21 protein-coding genes are annotated in these 22,822 nt (G+C 65.5%); 17 read left to right on the forward strand and 4 right to left on the reverse strand.

Annotation, left to right across the window (positions count from 1 at the left end):
- The first annotated feature begins 99 nt into the window (after positions 1–99).
- Positions 100–1,479: an MATE family efflux transporter gene (locus tag PIN01S_RS04065; protein WP_084333977.1), complete on the forward strand. Its 1,380-nt coding sequence runs from the start codon at positions 100–102 to the stop codon at positions 1,477–1,479.
- 42 nt (positions 1,480–1,521) lie between these two features.
- Positions 1,522–2,583: a DUF3080 domain-containing protein gene (locus PIN01S_RS04070; RefSeq protein WP_084333848.1), complete on the forward strand. Its 1,062-nt coding sequence runs from the start codon at positions 1,522–1,524 to the stop codon at positions 2,581–2,583.
- Between the two features lie 69 nt (positions 2,584–2,652).
- On the opposite strand, the gene tusA is transcribed toward PIN01S_RS04070, so the two are convergent.
- The 3 genes from tusA to rlmM all read right to left on the reverse strand — a co-directional run bounded on the left by tusA (position 2,653) and on the right by rlmM (position 4,972).
- Entirely contained in the window at positions 2,653–2,904 is a 252-nt protein-coding gene (gene tusA / locus PIN01S_RS04075) for a sulfurtransferase TusA (RefSeq protein WP_084333849.1), read from the reverse strand.
- Positions 2,905–2,968: 64 nt separating this feature from the next.
- Positions 2,969–3,850, reverse strand: coding sequence for a MaoC family dehydratase (locus tag PIN01S_RS04080; RefSeq protein ID WP_084333850.1), 882 nt, complete (start codon positions 3,848–3,850; stop codon positions 2,969–2,971).
- Positions 3,851–3,919: 69 nt separating this feature from the next.
- The gene (gene rlmM, locus PIN01S_RS04085; protein WP_084333978.1) at positions 3,920–4,972 is read right to left on the reverse strand and encodes a 23S rRNA (cytidine(2498)-2'-O)-methyltransferase RlmM; all 1,053 of its coding nucleotides are present in this window, start codon (positions 4,970–4,972) and stop codon (positions 3,920–3,922) included.
- A gap of 218 nt (positions 4,973–5,190) precedes the next feature.
- On the opposite strand from rlmM, the gene acnA reads away from it, so the two are divergent.
- Both acnA and PIN01S_RS04095 read left to right on the forward strand, forming a co-directional pair.
- Positions 5,191–7,866: an aconitate hydratase AcnA gene (gene acnA, locus PIN01S_RS04090; protein WP_084333851.1), complete on the forward strand. Its 2,676-nt coding sequence runs from the start codon at positions 5,191–5,193 to the stop codon at positions 7,864–7,866.
- A gap of 129 nt (positions 7,867–7,995) precedes the next feature.
- Positions 7,996–9,561, forward strand: a complete 1,566-nt coding sequence (locus tag PIN01S_RS04095) for a methyl-accepting chemotaxis protein (RefSeq protein ID WP_084333852.1) — start codon at positions 7,996–7,998, stop codon at positions 9,559–9,561.
- On the opposite strand, the gene PIN01S_RS04100 is transcribed toward PIN01S_RS04095, so the two are convergent.
- Positions 9,551–10,273, reverse strand: a complete 723-nt coding sequence (locus tag PIN01S_RS04100) for an alpha/beta family hydrolase (RefSeq protein WP_084333853.1) — start codon at positions 10,271–10,273, stop codon at positions 9,551–9,553. The genes PIN01S_RS04095 and PIN01S_RS04100 overlap by 11 nt on opposite strands.
- 193 nt (positions 10,274–10,466) lie before the next feature.
- On the opposite strand from PIN01S_RS04100, the gene ccoN (PIN01S_RS04105) reads away from it, so the two are divergent.
- From ccoN (PIN01S_RS04105) to PIN01S_RS04165, 13 genes are all read left to right on the forward strand, one after another.
- Complete coding sequence (gene ccoN / locus PIN01S_RS04105) at positions 10,467–11,906, forward strand: cytochrome-c oxidase, cbb3-type subunit I (protein ID WP_084333854.1); 1,440 nt, start codon at positions 10,467–10,469, stop codon at positions 11,904–11,906.
- The gene (gene ccoO, locus PIN01S_RS04110; RefSeq protein ID WP_084333855.1) at positions 11,906–12,517 is read left to right on the forward strand and encodes a cytochrome-c oxidase, cbb3-type subunit II; all 612 of its coding nucleotides are present in this window, start codon (positions 11,906–11,908) and stop codon (positions 12,515–12,517) included. The genes ccoN (PIN01S_RS04105) and ccoO (PIN01S_RS04110) overlap by 1 nt, the downstream gene beginning before the upstream one ends.
- 5 nt (positions 12,518–12,522) lie before the next feature.
- Positions 12,523–12,720 (forward strand): cbb3-type cytochrome oxidase subunit 3, encoded by a 198-nt coding sequence (locus tag PIN01S_RS04115; protein WP_084333856.1) that lies wholly within the window; start codon positions 12,523–12,525, stop codon positions 12,718–12,720.
- A complete protein-coding gene (gene ccoP / locus PIN01S_RS04120) occupies positions 12,717–13,652 on the forward strand; it encodes a cytochrome-c oxidase, cbb3-type subunit III (protein ID WP_084333857.1) in 936 nt (311 codons plus the stop codon). The genes PIN01S_RS04115 and ccoP (PIN01S_RS04120) overlap by 4 nt, the downstream gene beginning before the upstream one ends.
- 363 nt (positions 13,653–14,015) lie before the next feature.
- On the forward strand, positions 14,016–15,455 hold the full coding sequence (gene ccoN / locus PIN01S_RS04125; protein ID WP_084333858.1) for a cytochrome-c oxidase, cbb3-type subunit I: 1,440 nt from the start codon (positions 14,016–14,018) through the stop codon (positions 15,453–15,455).
- A complete protein-coding gene (gene ccoO, locus PIN01S_RS04130; RefSeq protein ID WP_084333859.1) occupies positions 15,455–16,066 on the forward strand; it encodes a cytochrome-c oxidase, cbb3-type subunit II in 612 nt (203 codons plus the stop codon). Before ccoN (PIN01S_RS04125) ends, ccoO (PIN01S_RS04130) begins: the two co-directional genes overlap by 1 nt.
- A gap of 6 nt (positions 16,067–16,072) precedes the next feature.
- On the forward strand, positions 16,073–16,258 hold the full coding sequence (locus PIN01S_RS04135; protein ID WP_084333860.1) for a cbb3-type cytochrome oxidase subunit 3: 186 nt from the start codon (positions 16,073–16,075) through the stop codon (positions 16,256–16,258).
- Positions 16,255–17,196 carry a cytochrome-c oxidase, cbb3-type subunit III gene (gene ccoP / locus PIN01S_RS04140; protein ID WP_084333861.1) on the forward strand — a complete coding sequence of 314 codons (942 nt, stop codon included), beginning with the start codon at positions 16,255–16,257 and terminating at the stop codon, positions 17,194–17,196. Before PIN01S_RS04135 ends, ccoP (PIN01S_RS04140) begins: the two co-directional genes overlap by 4 nt.
- A gap of 133 nt (positions 17,197–17,329) precedes the next feature.
- Entirely contained in the window at positions 17,330–18,742 is a 1,413-nt protein-coding gene (gene ccoG, locus PIN01S_RS04145; RefSeq protein WP_084333862.1) for a cytochrome c oxidase accessory protein CcoG, read from the forward strand.
- Positions 18,743–18,754: 12 nt separating this feature from the next.
- The gene (locus PIN01S_RS04150) at positions 18,755–19,258 is read left to right on the forward strand and encodes a FixH family protein (protein ID WP_084333863.1); all 504 of its coding nucleotides are present in this window, start codon (positions 18,755–18,757) and stop codon (positions 19,256–19,258) included.
- Between the two features lie 106 nt (positions 19,259–19,364).
- Positions 19,365–21,764: a heavy metal translocating P-type ATPase gene (locus PIN01S_RS04155; protein ID WP_084333979.1), complete on the forward strand. Its 2,400-nt coding sequence runs from the start codon at positions 19,365–19,367 to the stop codon at positions 21,762–21,764.
- Positions 21,765–21,828: 64 nt separating this feature from the next.
- Entirely contained in the window at positions 21,829–22,050 is a 222-nt protein-coding gene (ccoS, locus tag PIN01S_RS04160) for a cbb3-type cytochrome oxidase assembly protein CcoS (RefSeq protein ID WP_084333864.1), read from the forward strand.
- Positions 22,043–22,768 carry a sulfite exporter TauE/SafE family protein gene (locus PIN01S_RS04165; RefSeq protein WP_084333865.1) on the forward strand — a complete coding sequence of 242 codons (726 nt, stop codon included), beginning with the start codon at positions 22,043–22,045 and terminating at the stop codon, positions 22,766–22,768. Before ccoS ends, PIN01S_RS04165 begins: the two co-directional genes overlap by 8 nt.
- The last annotated feature ends 54 nt before the right edge of the window (positions 22,769–22,822 follow it).

The raw sequence follows: 22,822 nt of genomic DNA on the forward strand, positions 1-22,822 counted from the left end.
CCTCTCCGACGCACCGCACATCGCTCGCAGATGCATCTTTCCTGACCGAAACGTCAAAGCTAGACTAGCCGGCTTCCCGCGACCCGGATGTCCGCCACCATGCCTGCCGAAACCCGCTCGAGACGTGTGCGCCGCGAGCTTCGTGCCCTGCTCGCCCTGGCTACGCCCATCATCATCGCCCAACTGGCGCATACCGCCATGGGCTTCGTCGACACCCTGATGGCCGGACGGGTCAGCCCGCGCGACCTGGCCGCGGTGGCGCTGGGCAACTCCATCTGGGTCCCGGTGTTCCTGCTGATGACCGGCATCCTGCTCGCCACCACGCCCAAGGTGGCGCAATGCTTCGGCGCCGGGCACGAGAAAGAGATCGGCCCGCTGGTACGCCAGGCTCTCTGGCTGGCCCTGGGCGTCGGCGGCAGCGCGGCGATCGTGCTGTGGAATGCGGAACCGGTCCTGCATTGGATGGGCGTCGAGGCGGACCTGATCGAGCCGGCCATGGGCTACCTGCGTGCGGTGGCCTGCGGCTTCCCCGCCGTGGCGCTCTATCACGTGCTGCGCTGTTTCAGCGACGGTCTCGGCCATACCCGGCCGAGCATGGTCCTGGGCATCTGCGGCCTGCTGCTGAACATTCCGGCCAACTATGTGTTCATCTACGGCAAGCTGGGTCTGCCGGCCATGGGTGGCGTCGGCTGCGGCTGGGCCACCGCGCTGGTGATGTACGCCATGCTCAGCGGCATGCTCTGGTGGGTGAACTGGGCGCCGTACTACAAACCGAGCCGGCTGTTCGGCCACTTCGACACCCCGCAATGGCCGGTGATCCGGCGCCTGCTCTCGGTAGGCGTGCCCATCGGCGTGGCGGTGTTCGCCGAGTCGAGCATCTTCGCCGTGATCGCCCTGCTCATCGGCGGCCTGGGCGCCACCGTGGTGGCGGGCCACCAGATCGCCCTGAACTTCTCCTCGCTGGTGTTCATGATCCCCTACTCCCTGGGCATGGCTGTGACCGTGCGCGTCGGCCAGGCACTGGGGCGCGGAGAGCCGCGGGAAGCCCGCTTCGCCGCCGGTGTCGGCATGGCGTCGGCGCTGGCCTACGCCTGCTGCTCGGCCAGCGCGATGATGCTGCTGCGTGGCGACATCGCCCGTATCTACACGCCGGATGGTGCCGTGATCGCCGTGGCCAGCGGGCTGATCATCTATGCCGCGCTGTTCCAGTTCTCCGATGCCGTGCAGGTCACCGCCGCCGGTGCACTGCGCGGTTACCAGGACACCCGGGCAACCATGCTGTTCACCCTGTTCGCCTACTGGGGCATCGGCCTGCCGGTGGGCTACGGCCTCGGCCTGACCGACTGGCTCGGCGAGCCCAGCGGCCCGCGCGGATTGTGGCAAGGGCTGGTGGTCGGCCTGACCTGCGCCGCGCTGCTGCTCGGTATCCGCCTCACGCGCAGCGCTCGTCGGCGGATCAGGGCACAGGCTCCGCGCTGAGTCGCATGGCCACGCCGGCAGCCGCCCTCTAAGCTGTGCGCCATGCGCGCCTTATTGCCGATCCTGTTCCCCCTGCTCCTCATCGCCTGCACGCCGGCCGACGATAGCTTGGCTTTGCAAGACGACTACCTCGAACGCCTCGCCAATGCCACCGAAGGCACGGCAGCGGCACCGTTCGATCGCACCACGCTGAGCCGCTACCGGATGCCGCCCCGACGCGAGCGCATCCGCGAAATAGTGGAGCTGCGCATCGGCCTGCTCGACCTGCTGATCGACACCCATCGCTGCCCTCGTCTCCAGCAACTGATCGGCGAACGCAACAGCGCGCTCGGCAAGCAACTGGTGGCGAGCCGCCGACTGGCGTATGAGGGCGATCTGCTGCGCGCGCTCGACGACTGCCTGCCGCATCTGAAGGACGAACGCTTCCACGCCACCCTGGCTGCGTTAGCCACGGAGAAACGCAGCCAATTACCGGATGTGTTCTGGAATGCCCTGAATGCCAGCGCCGAATTCGAACGCTACCTGCGCTTCGCCGAGCAGCCCTTGCCGGTTTCCATCCGGGAAGACAGTGCGGCCCTGGAAGCCTTGGAACAACTGGCCGCGCTGGGCTCACACCTGCCACAGCACCTGCCGCCGCCGGCGACACGACTCGACCCGCTGTTCCAGGCCCTGCAGGCCAGCCCGCAAGGCGGCCAATTGATCGCCAGCCTGGCCAGCTTGACGCATACGCTGCAAGCCGGCAGCACCTTGCTGGAAGAACGTCTCAGCCGCCGCCCGCCCTGCCCGCTGGGCAAGGCGACCGAGCGGGGACGCACCCTGCAGAACATCTTCGTCAAGTTCTACGCCGGGGCGCTGCAACCCTACCTGGCACAGGTACACCAACGGGGCGAGCGCTGGAGCGCCGCTCTGCGGCAACTGAGCACTGCGCCCGGCATACCGGATGCCACTCGGGGCTATCTCATGCAACTGGCCGGCCCGGAGAGTTCCCTGTGGAGCGACTTCGAGCGGGCCACTGCACGCCATGTCGAGGCCTGGCAGAACACCCTGCGGAGCTGCGGGCTCGCGCCGGGCCAGTCAGGATGGCCGGCACCGCAACGGGGATGAGGTGAAATTCGATGGCGCCGCTGGGCGAATGAATTCGCCCCTACGGATGAAGTGGGCCCAACCTCGCCTTCATTCCGTCTTCTTGCGAATCCAGTAGAGGTAGGTTCCCGCCTCTTCCTGCTGGTCGAGCAGTTCGTGACCAAGGAACAGGCAGAACTTCGGGATGTCGCGGCGGGTGGAGGGGTCGGTGGCGATCACCTTCAGCAGGCCGCCGGCCGGCAGGTCGCGCACCTTGTTGTGCAACATCATTACCGGTTCGGGGCAGTTCAGGCCGCTGGCATCGAGAATGGCATCGGCGGCCGGGATATCGGTCTGGGTCATAGGGCACTCCGGAAACTGGCGGCTATTGTGGCGCGAAAGCGCCCCCAGGGTCACCCCCGCCGGGTCAACGCAGCGGGCCGGGCGGCGCTTCGTCCAGTTGCGCCAGCAGCAGCGGACGCGCCTCGCCGCAGGTCGACAGCAGCGCCCATTGCTCGCGCTCGCCCTGCCGGCAATGTTCCTGTCGCACCCGACTGCCGAGGAACAGCGGTGCCTCGAAATGCACGTCCAGGCGCACCCGCTCGGGCAGACGGCGACCGGCAAGGCTGCGCCCCAGCGCCCACTGCCCATGGACGGACGGCCGCGGGAAACCAAATACCCGTGCCGCCAGCCGGGACAAGTGCAGCGGGTTGAAATCGCCACTGATGCGGGCGAAACGCCAGCCACCGGTCAGCGGGACGCGCCAGGAGTCCAGCGGCTCGGGCGCTGCGGACAGCGGCTGCCACTGCGCGCGCGGAGGCAGCGGATCGGGAGACTGGCCAGCGGGCAGGTAGTCGCCCCGGCAGAGATAGGTGGTGATCGCCTGCCAGAGCAGCAGGTCATCGCGCCAGACCTCGGTACCGATATCGAACTCCAGGCCGCGCCCGGTACGCCGCTCGGTCAGAATCCGGCACGTCAACTCGACACGCACCTGCAACGGCACGTGCTGGTAACGCTGGACATGGTTGCGCAACTGGATGAGTCCCAACGGGGCGATGGGCATGCGCGAACGGCCGATGAGGCGCATGTGCAAGGGAATGGCATGAATCTGCGGATACAGCAGCGGCACGGCCTCCGCCTCGTCCAGCCGACAGACACGGCGATAGGCGGCGATCCGGCGTGCCTCGAAGTGCACGGCGGAACAGCTCAGGACGAGCCGGGGCAGACGCCCATCCGCCGGCAGGCCACGGCGCGGCAGGAACAGGATGCGGCTGTAACTGCCCCACAGCGAGGGCATCTTGCGGATCACGGACAAACCTCCCGATTCGACGCGCCGCACAGGATGCGCCAGCCTACCGGCAGAGACAAGGCGCCGCGCTCATTTCAGGCGGCGCAGATGGCAGGTCACCTCTTCGCGGTCGTGGTAGAGCTGTTTGCAGGCGATAGCCACCCTCACGCCACGTGCCTGGAAACCGTCCTCGATGCGTTCCAGCAGGCGGCGAACCTCGGCATAGCGCTGCTTCATCGGTAACTTGAGGTTGACCACCGCCTCGCGGCACCAGCCTTCGCCGAGCCAGGTCTCTATCAGCGCGGCGGTGCGTGCCGGCTTCTCGACGATGTCGCAGACCATCCAGTCCACCGGCTTGCGCGGGCGGAACGTGAAGCCGTCGGCCCGCTGATGATCGACCAGGCCGGAATCCATCAGGCTTTCCGCCATCGGCCCGTTGTCCACGGCGGTCACCTTCATATGCCGGTTGACCAGTTGCCAGGTCCAGCCGCCCGGTGCGGCGCCAAGGTCCACGGAGGTCATTTGCGGAGCCAGCCGCTCGTCCCACTGATCGCGCGGAATGAACTGGTGCCAGGCCTCCTCCAGCTTGAGGGTGGAACGGCTGGGTGCCTCGCGGGGAAACTTCAGGCGCGGGATGCCCATCGGCCAGAGCGCGGAATTGTCCGGCTCGGCCACGCCGAGGAACATCTCGCGGCCACTTTTGAACGTCAGTAGCAGGCGCGGCTTGCGGCCGTCTTCCACCAACCTGCCGGCCTTGACCAGGGCCTTGCGCAACGGCGCTTCGAACTTGCGGCAGAAGGTCGACAGTTCCTTGCCTTCGTTGGTATCCAGCACCTCCAGCCACAGGCTGCCGCAAACCGGGTACGCCTGCAGGCGCTCCAGCAAGACGCTGATGCGGTCGCTTTCCGGCAGTTCGACGAACTCGCCACGGGCCCACTGGCGCGGAAAGATCAGCCGGTCGAAGCGCTGTCCGCGCATGAGCCGCTCGGCACCACCGGGCTCCTGGCAGATGAATTCGGCATGGGCGCTGTTCGGCCGGGCCTTGGCGTAACCGGCAACGTCCAGGCGCGCGGCCTGGTCGGACAATTCGGCGCAGACCTCGTTTTCGAAGCCGGGACGGCAATGCAGTAACAAAGTGTTCATCGGGTACTCCTCGAAGGCGCGCATGATAGCGAACTCGGGAACCCAGGGCCTCTCCGACCGGTCCAGTGAATGGCGAGACCGGCCAAACAGAGCTAGTTTTCTAAACGGCAACGAGCCGGCAGCCTCCCTGGCTCACCGGTCGAAACCATCCTGCCTGTACGCGCTCCGCCGGCCGAACCGTCAGCTTGGCCCCGAGCGGGCGCACCAAGGAGATCGCAATGCCTTCCGTGGATAGCCTGAATTGTCGCCGCAGCCTCCAAGTCGGGGGCGAGACCTATCATTACTACAGCCTGCCCGAGGCGGCCGCGCGGCTCGGTGATATCAGCCGCCTGCCCGTCTCGCTCAAGGTCCTGCTGGAAAACCTGCTGCGCTGGGAAGACGGCGCCACCGTGCATCCGGAGGATTTCCAGGCCGTCGCCGACTGGCCCAAGACGCGCCGCTCCGAGCGCGAGATCCAGTACCGCCCGGCGCGGGTATTGATGCAGGACTTCACCGGCGTGCCGGCGGTGGTCGACCTGGCAGCCATGCGTGACGCGGTAGCCAAGGCCGGTGCCGATCCGCAGAGAATCAATCCGCTGTCGCCGGTGGACCTGGTGATCGACCACTCGGTAATGGTGGACCGCTTCGCCGACCCCAGCGCCTTCGCCGACAACGTCGCCCTGGAAATGCAGCGCAACGGCGAACGCTACGCCTTCCTGCGCTGGGGCCAGCAGGCGTTCGACAATTTCCGCGTGGTACCGCCGGGCACCGGCATCTGCCACCAGGTCAACCTGGAATACCTGGCCCAGGTGGTCTGGACCCGTGACGAAGACGGCGCGACCTACGCCTACCCGGACACCCTGGTCGGCACCGACTCCCACACCACCATGATCAACGGCCTCGGCGTACTCGGCTGGGGCGTCGGCGGCATCGAAGCGGAAGCGGCGATGCTCGGCCAGCCGGTGTCCATGCTGATTCCGGAAGTGGTCGGCTTCCGCCTCACCGGCAAGCTGCGCGAAGGCATCACCGCCACCGACCTGGTGCTGACCGTCACCCAGATGCTGCGCAAGCAGGGCGTGGTGGGCAAGTTCGTCGAGTTCTACGGCCCCGGCCTGGACCACCTGCCGCTGGCCGACCGCGCCACCATCGCCAACATGGCCCCGGAATACGGCGCCACCTGCGGCTTCTTCCCAGTGGACAGCGTGACCATCGACTATCTGCGCCTGTCCGGCCGCGACGAACAGCGCATCGCCCTGGTCGAGGCCTACAGCAAGGCCCAGGGCATGTGGCGCGACAGCACCTCGGTGGACCCGGTGTTTACCGATAGCCTGGAACTGGACCTGGGCAGCGTCGAGCCCTCGCTGGCCGGCCCGAAGCGCCCGCAGGACCGTGTCGCCCTTTCCGACATCGGTGCGGCCTTCGACCTGCTGCTGGAAACCAGCGGTAAGAAAGCCCAGGCCAACACCCCCGTACCGGTGCCCGGCGAAGACTTCGTGCTGAAGCACGGCGCCGTGGTGATCGCCGCGATCACCTCCTGCACCAACACCTCCAACCCCAGCGTGCTGATGGCGGCCGGCCTGGTGGCGAAGAAGGCCGTGGAACGTGGCCTGAAACGCCAGCCCTGGGTGAAATCCTCTCTGGCCCCCGGCTCCAAGGTGGTCACCGACTACCTGGCCAAGGCCGGATTGACACCCTACCTCGACGCCCTCGGCTTCAACCTGGTGGGCTACGGCTGCACCACCTGCATCGGCAACTCAGGGCCGCTGCCGGACCCGATCGGCCAGGCGATCACCGACAACGACCTGATCGTCTCCTCGGTGCTCTCTGGCAACCGCAACTTCGAAGGCCGAGTACACCCGCTGGTGAAAGCCAACTGGCTGGCATCTCCGCCGCTGGTGGTCGCCTTTGCCCTGGCCGGCACCACTCGGATCGATCTGAGCCGCGAACCGGTGGGCTACGACGACAATGACCAGCCGGTGTACCTGAAGGACATCTGGCCGAGCAACCAGGAAGTCGCCGCAGCCGTCAGTGCCGTGGACGGCATCATGTTCCGCAAGCAATATGCGGACGTCTTCAGCGGCGATGCCAACTGGCAATCCATCGCCCTGACGCCGGGCAACACCTACCGCTGGGACGCCAACTCCACCTACGTGCAGAACCCACCGTTCTTCACCGCCATCGGCGAGCCACCCCAACCCCCGGCAGACATCAAGGACGCCCGCATCCTGGCACTGTTCGGCGACTCCATCACCACCGACCACATCTCCCCGGCCGGCAACATCAAGGCCACCTCGCCGGCCGGCCTCTACCTGCAAAGCCTTGGCGTCAAGCCGGAGGACTTCAACTCCTACGGCGCCCGGCGCGGCAACCATGAGGTGATGATGCGCGGCACCTTCGCCAACATCCGCATCAAGAACGAGATGCTCGGTGGCGAGGAAGGCGGCAACACCCTCTACCAGCCCGGCAGCACCAAGCTCACCCTCTACGACGCCGCCATGCGCTACCAGGCGGAAGGCGTGCCACTGGTGGTGATCGCCGGCAAGGAGTACGGCACCGGCTCCTCCCGCGACTGGGCGGCGAAAGGCACCAACCTGCTCGGGGTGAAGGCGGTGATCGCCGAGAGCTTCGAGCGCATCCACCGCTCCAACCTGATCGGCATGGGCGTGCTGGCCTTGCAGTTCGTCGACGGCCAGACCCGCCACAGCCTGGGGCTGAGCGGTACCGAGAAGCTGTCGATCCGCGGCCTCTCGGAAGACATCAAGCCCCGCCAGTTGCTCATGGTCGAAGTGGAGCGTGCCGACGGCAGCGCGTTCAGCTTCCCGGTGCTCTGCCGCATCGATACCGTCAACGAAGTCGAGTACTTCAAGGCCGGCGGCATCCTGCATTACGTCCTGCGCCAACTGATCGCCGCCTGAGCGCCCCGCCCGCCCCACCGCCGCAACGGCGGTGGGGCCTGGCATGCCTGGCACTATAATCCTTGTCCAGTCGCTCAACTTTGGCCGAGCGCGGCCGAAGACCTTGGCATAGCCAGAACGGATACCCCCATGCGCAACAACCAGCCTGTCACCCAGAGAGAACGCACCTTTCCCGCCCAGCAGCGGCTGATCTCCACGACCGACCTCAAGGGCCAGATCACCTACTGCAACGAAGCCTTCATCGAAATCAGCGGCTTTTCCCGCGAAGAGCTGATGCGTGCCCCCCACAATCTGGTGCGCCACCCGGACGTGCCGCCGGCCGTCTTCGCCCACCTCTGGCAGACGCTAAAGGAAGGCAAGCCCTGGATGGGCGTGGTGAAGAACCGCTGCAAGAACGGCGATCACTACTGGGTCAATGCCTATGTCACGCCGATGCTGGAAAAAGGCCAGGTGGTCGGTTACGAGTCGGTACGGGTCAAGCCCACTGCCGAACAGGTACGCCGCGCCGAAGCGCTGTACCAGCGAATCAACCAGGGCAAGGCGGCCGTACCGAGGCGCGACCGCTGGCTGCCAGTGTTGCAGGACTGGCTTCCGTTCATTCTGATCAGCCAGATCGGCTTCCTCATTGGCGCCTGGCTCGACAGCCACTGGGGCTTTCTGCTCGCCGCCCTGCTCTCGGTTCCTCTCGGCCTCACCGGCCTGGCCTGGCAGAACCGCGGCATCAAGCGCCTGCTGCGGCTGGCCGAACAGACCACCTCCGACCCGCTGATCGCCCAGATGTACACCGATAGTCGTGGCGTACAGGCGCGCCTGGAAATGGCCATGCTCAGCCAGGACGCGCGCCTGAAGACCTGCCTGACCCGCCTGCAGGACACCGCCGAACAGCTCGCCCAGCAGGCGCGCCAAGCCGACACCCTGGCCCACAACAGCTCCGCCGGCCTGGAGCGGCAGCGCCTGGAGACAGAGCAGGTGGCCACCGCGGTCAACGAAATGGCCGCCACCACTCAAGAGGTCGCAGGCAACGTGGCGCGCACCGCCGACGCCACCCGCGAGGCCAATCGCCTGACCAGCCGGGGCCGCACCATCGCCGCGGAAACCCGCGAGGCGATCCAGCAACTGTCGATCGCCGTCGGCGAAACCGGGGAAACCGTCACCCGCCTGGCCCATGACAGCAATCAGATTGGCGGCGTGGTGGACGTGATCAAGGGCATCGCCGACCAGACCAACCTGCTCGCCCTCAACGCTGCCATCGAAGCCGCACGCGCCGGCGAGATGGGGCGTGGCTTCGCCGTGGTCGCCGACGAAGTACGTCAATTGGCCCAGCGCACCGCCGAATCCACCGGGCAGATCCACCAGTTGATCGCGCAATTGCAGAAGACCGCCGAGGAAGCCGTGCACACCATGGAAAGCGGCCGCCGGCAAGCCGACGAAGGGGTCGAGCGGGTCCAGCAGGCCGACCAGGCGCTGGCCGGCATCAGCGATGCCGTGGCCAACATCGCCGACATGGCCAACCAGATCGCCGCCGCAGCCGAGGAGCAGAGCGCCGTCGCCGAAGAGATCAACCAGAACATCAACACCATTGCCCAGCTCGCCGACCAGACCGCCGGCGAAGCACAGAGCACGGCCCTGCTCAGCGAAGCCCTGACCACCACGGCGCAGGGGCAATACGCGCTGGTGGAGCGTTTCAACCGCTGATCCCCTGGCGGCCCGCTTGCTGACGGGCCGTTTTCTCTAGGAATACCGCCACCACATCCGCCGCCGTATCGAGATGCTGCGGGTGCGTGATGCCGGAAACCTTCAACGGCTTGAGGTCGTGGTCGGCTGCGGCCAGCCAGTGCAGCGCGACGGCCTTCGACAAGGCGTAGCCTTCCACCGTGATCCGGTCGCCCATGGCGTCGCGCTCGCCCTGGATGATCAGGGTCGGGGTTTTCAGGTCGGCCAGGTGCGCCACGCGGGGCTTGTCCGCCTTGCCCACGGCATGGAAGGGATACCCCAGGCAAACCAGCGCATCGACACCCAATTCGTCGGCCACCAGACTGGCCATCCGTCCCCCCATGGACTTGCCGCCGATGGCCAGGCGCCCTGTGACTTGCTGTCGCACATCCGCATACACCTGGCGCCAGGTTTCCAGTAGCAAGGCCTGTTGGTTCGGTGGCCGACGCCGCCCGTCCAGGCGCCGTTGAGCCATGTACGGGAACTCGAAGCGAACCACCGTCAGCCCGCGTGCGGCAAGGCGTTCAGCCATTTCCTGCATGAACGGGCTGTCCATCGGCGCACCGGCGCCGTGGGCCAGGATCAGGCAGGTCTCGGAGGGTCCCGACGGGCGGTTCCACAGCCATTGGCCATATCCCCTCTCCCCGTGTGGGCATTGATCCCTGTCAATACTCCCGCGTTGTGCTTTGCCCATGCTTGCCTCGCTCCATAAACCTGTCGGGCTCGATGCTGGCCGTGCCGAAGCGCCGAGCGAATGGATTCTCCGGGTTTCCCAACGAAGGGCTCAAGTCTTCGAACGGAACCGCTGGCCATACGCTCCCGCCTCTCGCAGTCAGTCCCGCCAGGGGTGGAAGAATCTGCCCATAACCGTGCATGGAAACCCATACATGAACACAGCAACCAGTACCGCCTACAACTACAAGGTGGTCCGCCAATTCGCCATCATGACGGTGGTTTGGGGAATCGTCGGGATGGGGCTCGGCGTTTTCATCGCCGCCCAATTGGCCTGGCCGGAACTCAACCTCGATCTCCCCTGGACCAGTTTCGGCCGCTTGCGACCCCTGCACACCAACGCAGTGATCTTCGCCTTTGGCGGTTGCGCCCTGTTCGCCACCTCCTACTACGCCGTGCAGCGCACCTGCCAGACCCGTCTGATCTCGGACAAGCTGGCCGCCTTCACCTTCTGGGGCTGGCAAGCGGTGATCGTGCTGGCTGCGGTCAGCCTGCCGCTGGGCCTGACCAGCTCCAAGGAATACGCCGAGCTGGAATGGCCGATCGACCTGCTGATCACCGTGGTCTGGGTGGTCTACGCCATCGTGTTCTTCGGAACGCTGATCAAGCGCAAGACCAAGCACATCTACGTGGGCAACTGGTTCTTCGGCGGCTTCATCCTCACCGTGGCGCTGCTGCACGTGGTGAATAACCTGGAGATTCCGGTCACGCTGACCAAATCCTACTCGCTGTACTCCGGCGCCACCGACGCGATGATCCAGTGGTGGTACGGTCACAATGCCGTGGGCTTCTTCCTCACCGCCGGCTTCCTCGGGATGATGTATTACTTCGTGCCGAAGCAGGCTGGCCGCCCGGTCTACTCGTACCGCCTGTCCATCGTCCACTTCTGGGCGCTGATCGCCGTGTACATCTGGGCGGGTCCGCACCACCTGCACTACACCGCCCTGCCGGACTGGGCCCAGTCCCTCGGCATGATCATGTCCCTGATTCTCCTGGCTCCGAGCTGGGGTGGCATGATCAACGGCATGATGACCCTCTCGGGTGCCTGGCATAAGCTGCGCAGCGACCCGATCCTGCGCTTCCTGGTGGTCTCCCTGGCCTTCTACGGCATGTCCACCTTCGAAGGCCCGATGATGGCCATCAAGACCGTCAACGCCCTCTCCCACTACACCGACTGGACCATCGGCCACGTACACGCCGGCGCCCTCGGCTGGGTCGCCATGGTGTCGATCGGCTCGCTCTATCACCTGATCCCGAAGGTCTTCGGCCGCGAGCAGATGTACAGCGTCGGCCTGATCAACAGCCACTTCTGGCTGGCCACCATCGGCACCGTGCTCTACATCGCCTCGATGTGGGTCAACGGCATCGCCCAGGGCCTGATGTGGCGCGCAGTCAACGAAGACGGCACCCTGACCTACTCCTTCGTCGAAGCGCTGGAAGCCAGCCACCCGGGCTTCGTAGTACGGGTGATCGGCGGCGCCATCTTCTTCAGCGGCATGCTGCTGATGGCCTACAACACCTGGCGCACCGTGCGTGCGGCCAAGCCGGCTGAAATCGAAGCCGCTTCGCGCTTCGTGGTCGAAGGAGCCCACTGATGAAACAGCATGAGATTCTCGAGAAGAACGTCGGCCTGCTGGCCCTGTTCATGGTCCTGGCGGTGAGCATCGGCGGCCTCGTGCAGATCGTTCCGCTGTTCTTCCAGCAGGAAACCACCCAGCCGGTGGAAGGGCTCAAGCCCTACACCGCGCTGCAGTTGGAAGGTCGCGACATCTACATCCGCGAGGGCTGCGTCGGCTGCCACTCGCAGATGGTCCGTCCGTTCCGCGCCGAGACCGAGCGCTACGGCCATTACTCCGTCGCCGGCGAAAGCGTCTGGGACCACCCCTTCCTGTGGGGTTCCAAGCGTACCGGCCCGGACCTGGCCCGCGTCGGCGGCCGCTACTCGGACGACTGGCACCGTGCGCACCTGTACAACCCGCGCAACGTCGTGCCGGAGTCGAAGATGCCCTCCTACCCCTGGCTGGTAGAAAACACCCTCGACGGCAAGGACACCGCAGCCAAGATGGGCGCCCTGCGCACCCTGGGCGTGCCCTACAGCGACGACGACATCGCCGGCGCCTCCGCAGCGGTGAGCGGCAAGACCGAGATGGATGCCCTCGTGGCCTACCTGCAAGTGCTCGGCACCAGCCTGAAGAACAAGAGGTAAGCGCGATGGCCTTCGACAACCTCGACATCGGCACCCTGCGCGGCCTCGGCACGGCGCTGGTGATGCTCGCCTTCATCGGCGTGACCGTATGGGCCTACAGCAGCAAGCGCAAGGCGGCCTTCGACGAAGCCGCCAACCTGCCCTTCGCCGACGACCCGACGCCCGAGCACGCCCGGAACGCTTCTAGGAGTTACCTCGCATGACCACTTTCTGGAGTTGGTACATCACCATCCTCACCATCGGCACCTTCGTCGCGCTGTTCTGGCTGGTCTTCGCCACCCGCAAGGGCGAGCCCAAGGGCGGCACCGACCAGACCATGGGGCATGCCTTCGACGGCATCGAGGAATACGACAACCCGCTGCCGAAGTGGTGGTTCCTGCTGTATGTCGGCACCATCATCTTCGCCATCGGCTATCTGATCCTCTACCCGGGCCTGGGCAACTGGAAAGGCGTCCTGCCGGGTTATGAGGGCGGCTGGACCCAGGCCAAGCAATGGCAGCGCGAAGTGGACAAGGCGGAAACGCAATATGGTCCGATCTTCGCCAAATTCGCCGCGATGCCCATTGCGGACGTAGCCCAGGACCCGCAAGCGCTGAAGATGGGCGGCCGCCTGTTCGCCACCTACTGCTCGGTATGCCACGGCTCCGATGCCAAGGGCTCGGTCGGCTTCCCGAACCTGACCGACGCCAACTGGCGCTGGGGCGGCGAGCCGGACGCGATCAAGACCACCATCCTGCACGGTCGCATGGCGGCCATGCCGGCCTGGGGTCCGATCCTCGGTGACGAAGGCGTGAAGAACGTCGCCGCCTATGTGCGCCAGGGCCTGGCGGGACTCACCCTGCCGGAAGGCAGCGAAGCCGATGTGGCCGCCGGCAAGCAGATCTTCGAAACCAACTGCGCGGCCTGCCACGGTGCAACCGGCCTGGGCATGGCAGCCATGGGCGCTCCGGACCTGACCCATTCGGCCGGCTGGATCTACGGTTCGAGCCTGGCCCAGCTGCAACAGACCATCCGCTATGGCCGCAACGGCCAGATGCCCGCCCAGGAGCCCTACCTCGGCAACGACAAGGTACACCTGCTCGCGGCATACGTGTATAGCCTTTCCCAAGGCAAGGAACAGGTAGCAGCCAAGTAATATCACTTCGGTCCGGAAGCCCTTCCGGACCTGCTCCAGGGATGAGGCGCCACCAGCATCTCATCCCTTGGTCTAAGCCAGTGCGACCAAGTGTCGCACCGCATCAGCGGTTCACAATCCGAGTCTCAGCCTCTAAGCTGCTCGGCATCGCCACCCCTATCACAGAATTTCAAGGCGAACCGTCCCTCCGTCGCATCGGTCTGATGCGACCAAAGTCCTGAAAAACGCATCGGATATCGCGCTCTGGCAGGGCTTTGACGGCAGGAGAGAGCGCCCCTGCGTCGTTGCAATGGCCCCCCTCTTTCTCCATACTTGCCGCCGTTTTTTGCCCCACAAAACCCTCCATTAACCGTGGAACCAAGCATGAGCACAGCAATCAGTCAGACTGCTTATAACTATAAGGTGGTCCGCCAGTTCGCCATTATGACGGTGATCTGGGGGGTCATTGGGATGGGTCTCGGTGTTCTGATCGCCGCCCAGCTGGTATGGCCGGAACTCAACTTCGACCTGCCGTGGACCAGCTTCGGCCGTCTGCGCCCGCTGCACACCAACGCAGTGATCTTCGCCTTCGGCGGCTGCGCCCTGTTCGCCACTTCCTACTACGTGGTGCAGCGCACCTCCCAGGCCCGACTGATTTCCGACGGTCTCGCCGCCTTCACCTTCTGGGGCTGGCAAGCGGTAATCGTGCTGGCAGTCCTGACCCTTCCGCAGGGCTACACCTCCTCCAAGGAGTACGCCGAGCTGGAATGGCCGATCGACATCCTGATCGCCGTGGTCTGGGTCAGCTATGCGATCGTGTTCTTCGGCACCATCGTCAAGCGCAAGACCAAGCACATCTATGTGGGTAACTGGTTCTTCGGTGGTTTCATCCTGACGGTCGCCCTGTTGCACATCGTCAACAACATTGAAATTCCGGTCGGTGCGTTCAAGTCCTACTCGGTCTACTCCGGCGCCACCGACGCGATGATCCAGTGGTGGTACGGCCACAACGCCGTGGGCTTCTTCCTCACCGCCGGCTTCCTCGGGATGATGTATTACTTCGTGCCGAAGCAGGCCGAACGCCCGATCTATTCCTATCGTCTCTCGATCGTGCACTTCTGGGCCTTGATTTCCGTCTATATTTGGGCCGGTCCGCACCATTTGCACTACACCGCCCTGCCGGATTGGGCCCAGTCCCTCGGCATGGTGATGTCGCTGATCCTCCTGGCACCGAGCTGGGGCGGCATGATCAACGGCATGATGACCTTGTCCGGCGCCTGGCATAAGCTGCGCACCGACCCGATCCTGCGCTTCCTGGTGGTCTCCCTGGCCTTCTACGGCATGTCCACCTTCGAAGGCCCGATGATGGCCATCAAGACCGTCAACGCCCTCTCCCACTACACCGACTGGACCATCGGCCACGTACACGCCGGCGCCCTCGGCTGGGTAGCGATGATCTCCATCGGCTCCATCTACCACCTGATTCCGAAGGTGTTCGGTCGCGAGCAGATGCACAGCGTCGGCCTGATCAACGCCCACTTCTGGCTGGCCACCATCGGCACCGTGCTCTACATCGCCTCGATGTGGGTCAACGGCATCACCCAGGGTCTGATGTGGCGCGCGGTCAACGAAGACGGCACCCTGACCTACTCCTTCGTCGAAGCGCTGGAAGCCAGCCATCCGGGCTTCCTGGTTCGCATGATCGGCGGCGCCTTCTTCGTCACCGGCATGCTGCTGATGGCCTACAACACCTGGCGCACCGTGCGTGTCGCCAAGCCGGCAGAATACGAAGCCGCTGCGAAGATCGCTGAGGTAGCTCACTGATGAAGCAACATGAAGTAGTCGAAAAGAACGTCGGCCTGCTGGCCCTGTTCATGGTTCTGGCGGTGAGCATCGGCGGCCTCGTGCAGATCGTTCCGCTGTTCTTCCAGGGCGTGACCAACACCCCGGTCGAAGGCATGAAGCCGCGCACCGCGCTGCAGCTGGAAGGCCGCGACATCTACATCCGCGAAGGCTGCGTCGGCTGCCACTCGCAGATGGTCCGCCCGTTCCGCGCCGAAACCGAGCGCTACGGCCACTACTCCGTCGCCGGCGAGAGCGTCTGGGACCACCCCTTCCTGTGGGGCTCCAAGCGTACCGGCCCGGACCTGGCCCGCGTTGGCGGTCGCTACTCGGACGACTGGCACCGCGCACACCTATACAACCCGCGCAACGTCGTGCCGGAATCGAAGATGCCTTCTTACCCCTGGCTGGTCGAGAACAAGCTGGACGGCAAGAACACCGCAACCAAGATGGAAGCTATGCGCACCCTGGGCGTGCCCTACACCGACGAAGACATCGCCGGAGCCAAAGACGCCGTGAAAGACAAGACCGAGATGGATGCCCTCGTGGCCTATCTCCAGTCTCTGGGCACTTCTCTCAAAAACAAACGGTAACGCCTCATGGATATCGGGACTCTCCGCGGCCTGGGCACCCTGCTGGTATTCGTCGCTTTCATCGGTGTCGTGCTCTGGGCCTACAGCAGCAAGCGCAAGAAAAGCTTCGACGAAGCCGCCAACCTGCCCTTCGCCGACGAAGAGCCGAAGCCTGAAGAGCGCGAGCAAGCTTCTAGGAGTAAGAAAGAATGACCACTTTCTGGAGTTGGTACGTCACTCTGCTGACCGTCGGCACCTTGCTGGCGTTGACCTGGCTGATCTTCGCCACCCGCAAGGGCCAGCGAAAGGAAGCCACCGAAGAAACCGTCGGCCATGCGTTCGACGGCATCGAGGAATACGACAACCCGCTGCCCAAGTGGTGGTTCATGTTGTTCGTCGCCACCCTGGTGTTCGCCGTGGGCTACCTGGTCCTGTACCCGGGCCTGGGTAACTGGAAGGGCCTGATGCCCGGCTACCAGGACGCCAACGAGTTCGCCAGCAAGGAGAAGGGCTGGACCGGCGTGCACCAGTGGGAAAAGGAAATGGCCAAGGCCGAAGAACAGTATGGTCCGCTGTACGCCAAGTACGCCGCCATGCCGATCGAGGAAGTGGCCAAGGACGAGAAAGCCCTGAAGATGGGCGGCCGTCTGTTCGCATCCAACTGCTCGGTTTGCCACGGTTCCGACGCCAAGGGCGCCTACGGTTTCCCGAACCTGACCGACAACGACTGGCTGTATGGCGGCGAGGCGGAAACCATCAAGACCACCATCATGCAGGGCCGTCAGGCCGCCATGCCGGCTTGGAAGGACGTGATCGGCGAAGCAGGCATCAAGAACGTTGCCGGCTACGTGCGCAGCCTCTCCGGCCTGAAGAACCCGGAAGGCGTCGACATTGCCGCAGGTCAAGAGATCTTCAAGGCCAATTGTGTAGCCTGTCATGGTCCTGAGGGCAAAGGTACGCATGCCATGGGCGCGCCGAACCTGACCGACAAGGTCTGGCTGTACGGTTCCAGCTTCGCCCAGGTCCAGCAGACGCTGCGCTATGGCCGTAACGGCCGCATGCCGGCCCAGGAAGAGCACCTCGGCAACGACAAGGTGCACCTGCTGGCGGCCTACGTGTACAGCCTGTCGCAGAAACCCGCGCAGGAGTGAGTCTCCAGCCGCTCAGGCGCGACCTCCTGTCGCATCTGGCACCCCCTCGTCAGGCGTACCATACGCAGCAGGAAATTGACCCCGGCCGGCACGTATCGGCCGGGGCACCAACCCCAAGCCGTGGTACGAATCGATGAGTGAGCAGATTCCCGTTCAAGATGTCACCCCACCGGCCAAGGTCACGGAAAACGTTGACCTCTATGCCAAGCGTGAAAAAATCTACACCCGCGCCTTCACCGGCCTGTTTCGCAACCTGCGCAGGGGCGGTGGCGCCCTCCTCTTCATTCTCTATTTCGGTACCGTCTGGCTGAGTTGGAACGACCGCCAGGCAGTCTGGTGGAACCTGCCGGAGCGCAAGTTCTACATCTTCGGCGCAACCTTCTGGCCCCAGGATTTCGTCCTGCTGTCCTGGCTGCTGATCATCTGCGCCTTCGGCCTGTTCTTCATCACCGTGTTCGCCGGCCGCGTCTGGTGCGGCTACACCTGTCCGCAGAGCGTGTTCACCTGGGTGTTCATGTGGGCGGAAAAGGTCACCGAAGGCGACCGCAACAAGCGCATGAAACTGGACAAGGCGCCGATGTCCGGCGACAAGTTCCTGCGCAAGCTGGCCAAGCACGCGATCTGGCTGGGCGTTTCGCTGGTGACGGCGATCACCTTCGTCGGCTACTTCACCCCGATCCGCGACCTGATCCCCGACCTGTTGACCTTCCAGGCCAACGGCTGGGCGCTGTTCTGGGTAGGCTTCTTCACCCTCGCCACCTACGGCAACGCCGGCTATCTGCGCGAGCAGGTGTGCATCTATATGTGCCCCTACGCCCGTTTCCAGAGCGTGATGTTCGACAAGGACACTCTGATCGTCTCCTACGACCCGCGGCGCGGTGAAAAACGCGGCCCGCGCAAGAAGGAGCTGGACTACAAGGCCAAGGGCCTGGGCGACTGCATCGACTGCCAGATGTGCGTGCAGGTCTGCCCGACCGGCATCGACATCCGCGACGGCCTGCAGATCGAGTGCATCGGCTGCGCGGCCTGCATCGACGCCTGCGACAGCATCATGGAAAAGATGAACTACCCGAAAGGGCTCATCAGCTACACCACCGAGCACAACCTGTCCGGCCAGAAGACCCACCTGCTGCGGCCACGCCTGATCGGCTACGCCGTCGCCCTGCTGGCCATGATGGTGCTGTTCGCCTACGCCGTCGCCGTACGCCCGCTGGTCAAGCTGGACGTGATCAAGGACCGTGTGCTTTATCGCGAGAACGATCAGGGCCGGATCGAGAACGTCTATACCCTCAAGGTGATGAACAAGGCGCAGCGCGACCAGGTCTTCGTCATCGAAGCCGATGGCCTGGACGGCCTGGTTTACGAGGGCAAGCGCGAAGTGAAGGCAATGGCCGGCGAGGTGCTTTCGGTCCCGGTGGAACTGTCCATCGACCCCGAGCGCCTGCCGTCGAGCACCAATGAGATCCTCTTCCGCGTCCAGTCGGCAGACGACCCCAGCATCCATAACGACGCCAAGAGCCGCTTCATCGGCCCGAGCGTCCGTTGATATAGGACACGCATGCAGCACGACACTGAAATCAGCCGTTGGTACCAGCAGCCCTGGGCCTGGTTCATCATCGCCATCCTGGCCTCCTCCGTGATCCTCGGGGTGTCGCTGGTGGTCATCGCCGTCCGCGACGGCGACAGCCTGGTGGTGGATAACTATTACGACGTCGGCAAGGGCATCAACCAGTCGCTGGAGCGCGAGGCCCTGGCCAAGCGCCTGAAGATGAGCGCCGTCCTCACCCTGAACGAAGACACCGGCATCGCCGAGATCAACCTGAGCGGTATCAGCCGCCCGCAGCATCTGGTGCTGAACCTGATCTCGCCGACCCAGCCGGAGCGCGATCGCCGGGTCATCCTCCAGCCCCAGGGCGAAGGAATCTACCAGGGCCAGTTGCAGGACGCCGTCCAGGGCCGCCGCTTCGTCGAGCTGCTCGGCACAGAGGGCGGCCAGGACTGGCGCCTGTTCGAGGAGGAAACCCTCGAATCCGGCCAGGCGATTCCGCTCGGCGAACAGTGAACCAAGGCCGTTCCGCCGAGCGATCCTGACGGCCCGGGCGTGATCCGCTACGCTCGGGCCAGGCCCGCCCCTCCCGATGTCCGACCTGACGACCGTCCCCGACGCCATGGCCAGCCCAACCCCCTGCTATCACTGCGGCCTGCCGGTCCCTGCCGGTAGCCGCTTCCAGGCCCGCGTGCTGGGCGAGACGCGGGAGATGTGCTGCCCTGGCTGCCAGGCGGTGGCCGAAGCCATCGTCGCCGGAGGGCTGGAAAGCTACTACAAGCACCGCAGCGAAACCTCCGCCAACCCGGACAGCCTGCCCCAGGCATTGCCCGACGAACTGGCGCTGTACGACCGCGATACAGTCCAGGAACCCTTCGTCGAACACCAGGGCGAGCTGGCCAGCACCTGCCTGCTGATAGAAGGCATCAGTTGCGCGGCCTGCGGCTGGTTGATCGAAAAACACCTGCGCGGCCTCGATGGCGTCGCCGAAGCCAGTCTCAACCTGTCCAACCACCGACTGCAGGTACGCTGGTCGGACAGTCGCCTGCCGCTCAGCCAGTTGCTCAAGGAACTGCGCCGGATCGGCTACGCTGCCCACCCCTACCAGCCGGACCGTGCCGCCGAGCACCTGCAGCGCGAGAACCGCCGGGCGCTCCGTCAGCTCGGCGTCGCCGGCCTGCTCTGGGTGCAGGTGATGATGGCGGCCATGGCCACTTGGCCGGAATTCAATCTGGACCTGTCCCCGGAGTTGGACAAAATCCTGCGCTGGACCAGCCTGTTCCTCACCACCCCGATCGTCTTCTACTGCTGCACCGACTTCTTCAAGGGCGCCCTGCGCGACCTGCGCACCCGCCACCTGACCATGGACGTCTCGGTCTCCCTGGCCATCGGCGGCGCCTACGGAGCGGGCATCTGGTCGACGGTGACCGGCGTCGGCGAACTGTATTTCGACGCGGTGGGCATGTTCGCTCTGTTCCTGTTGGCTGGCCGCTATCTGGAACGCCGCGCCCGCGAGCGCACCCTGGCGGCCACGGCACAACTGGTCAACCTGCTGCCTGCCTCCTGCCTGCGCCTGGATGCCGGCGGGCAGAGCGAGCGTGTCCTGCTCAGCGAGATCAAGATCGGCGACCGCGTCCTGGTCCAGCCCGGCGCCCTCCTCCCGGCCGACGGTGTGATCCTCAGCGGCCAGTCGAGCGTCGACGAATCGCTGCTCACCGGCGAATACCTGCCACTGCCGCGCGCGACCGGCGACCGGGTCACCGCCGGCACGCTCAACGTCGAGGGACCACTGACGGTCGAGGTCCAGGCCTTGGGCGACGACACCCGGCTGTCAGCCATCGTCCGCCTGCTGGAGCGCGCCCAGGCGGACAAACCGCGCCTGGCCGAGCTGGCCGATCGCGTGGCCCAGTGGTTCCTGCTCGTCGTGCTGGGCGTCGCCGCGGTGGTCGGCCTGATCTGGTGGCAGCTCGATCCGCAGCGCGCCTTCTGGATCGTCCTCGCCCTGTTGGTCGCCACCTGCCCCTGCGCCCTGTCGCTGGCCACGCCGACCGCCCTGACCACCGCCACCGGCAGCCTGCACAAGCTCGGCCTGCTGCTGACACGCGGCCATGTGCTGGAAGGGTTGAACCACATCGACACGGTGATCTTCGACAAAACCGGCACCCTGACCGAAGGTCGCCTGTCGCTCAGCGCCGTGCATCCGCTGGGAGCACTGGACAGCGATGCCTGCCTGGCCCTTGCCGCGGCCCTGGAAAACCGCTCCGAACACCCCATCGCCCGCGCCTTCGGCCGTGCCCCGCTAGCGGCCGAGCGGGTGGACAACGTACCGGGCCTGGGCTTGGATGGTCTCGTCGGCGGGCGCCACCTGCGCATCGGCCAGCCCGACTTCGTGGCCGAACTCAGCGGCCAGCCGGCACCGGCGATTCCCGGCGAGCACGGCCAATGGCTGCTGCTCGGCGATGCGCAGGGCGCGCTGGCCTGGCTGGTGCTGGACGACGCCCTGCGCGAAGACGCTCCAGCGCTGCTCGATGCCTGCCGCGCGCGCGGCTGGAAAACCCTGCTGCTGTCCGGCGACAGCTCGCCGATGGTCGCCGAAGTGGCCGGACGACTGGGCATCGACGATGCCCGCGGCGGCCTGACGCCGGACGCCAAGCTGGCCGTGCTCAAGCAATTGCACGAAGACGGGCATCGCGTGCTGATGCTCGGCGATGGGGTCAATGACGTACCAGTCCTGGCCGGTGCCGACATCAGCGTGGCCATGGGCTCGGCCACCGACCTGGCGAAGACCAGCGCCGACGCGGTGCTGCTCTCCAACCGCCTGGAGAGCCTGGTACAGGCCTTCGCCATGGCCCGCCGCACCCGCCGGATCATCGTCGAGAACCTGCTCTGGGCCAGCCTGTACAATGGTCTGGTCCTGCCCTTCGCCGCCATTGGCTGGGTCACGCCGATCTGGGCGGCCCTGGGCATGTCCGTCAGCTCGCTGCTGGTGGTGCTCAACGCCCTGCGCCTCGCACGCCAGTAAGCCGATTGCACAGCGCAACGCACAGCCCAGGTCCGCCCGGGCCGCTCATCGAACCGGAGACCGCATGACCGCTCTCTACGTAATGATTCCCATCGCCGTGATCGTGGTCGCCCTGGCCATCTGGCTGTTCTTCTGGGCCGTGGACAGCGGCCAGTACGACGATCTCGACAGCCCGGCACACAGCATCCTGTTCGACGACGAGGACCCCAAGCACAAGGGCGGCGTCGAAGAAGCCCAGGGCCAGGCGGAAAACGACCGCCACGACGAGGAAGAACCCCGTGGCTGAACTCGCTCCGCTGCTGGTTTCCGCGCTGATCCTCGGCCTGCTCGGCGGCGGTCATTGCCTCGGCATGTGCGGCGGCCTGATGGGTGCCCTGACCCTGGCCATACCGCCGGAGCAACGCGCCCAGCGCTTCCGCCTCCTGCTCGCCTACAACCTCGGGCGCATCCTCAGCTATACCGTCGCCGGCCTGCTCATCGGCCTGGCCGGCTGGGCCGTCGCCAGCAGCCCGGCGGCCATGGCGCTACGGGTGGTCGCCGCCCTGTTGCTGATCGCCATGGGCCTCTACCTGGCCGGCTGGTGGAGCGGGCTGACCCGCGTCGAAGCCCTGGGGCGCGGCCTCTGGCGGCATATCCAGCCGCTGACCCGACGCTTCATGCCGGTCACCAGCCTGCCACGCGCATTGGTGCTCGGCGCGCTCTGGGGCTGGCTGCCGTGCGGGCTGGTCTATAGCACCCTGCTCTGGGCCGCCAGCCAGGGCGATGCGTTGGACAGCGCCCTGCTGATGTTCGCCTTCGGCCTCGGGACCTGGCCGGTGCTGGTCGCCACCGGGCTGGCCGCCGAACGGCTGACCGCCCTGCTGCGCAAGCGTGGGGTGCGGATCGCCGGCGGGCTGCTGGTCATCCTCTTCGGCCTCTGGACGCTACCCGGTCCGCACCAGGCCTGGATCATGGGACATGACATGGATCATGTTTCGCCGCCTGCGAGCCAGCACGCGCATTGACCCGGTTGATACAGGTCAAGATGCCCCGGCCAGCGGGACCATAGACTCCTCGCT

The sequence above is a fragment of the Pseudomonas indica NBRC 103045 genome, assembly GCF_002091635.1.
Classification (GTDB): Bacteria; Pseudomonadota; Gammaproteobacteria; order Pseudomonadales; family Pseudomonadaceae; genus Pseudomonas_M; species Pseudomonas_M indica.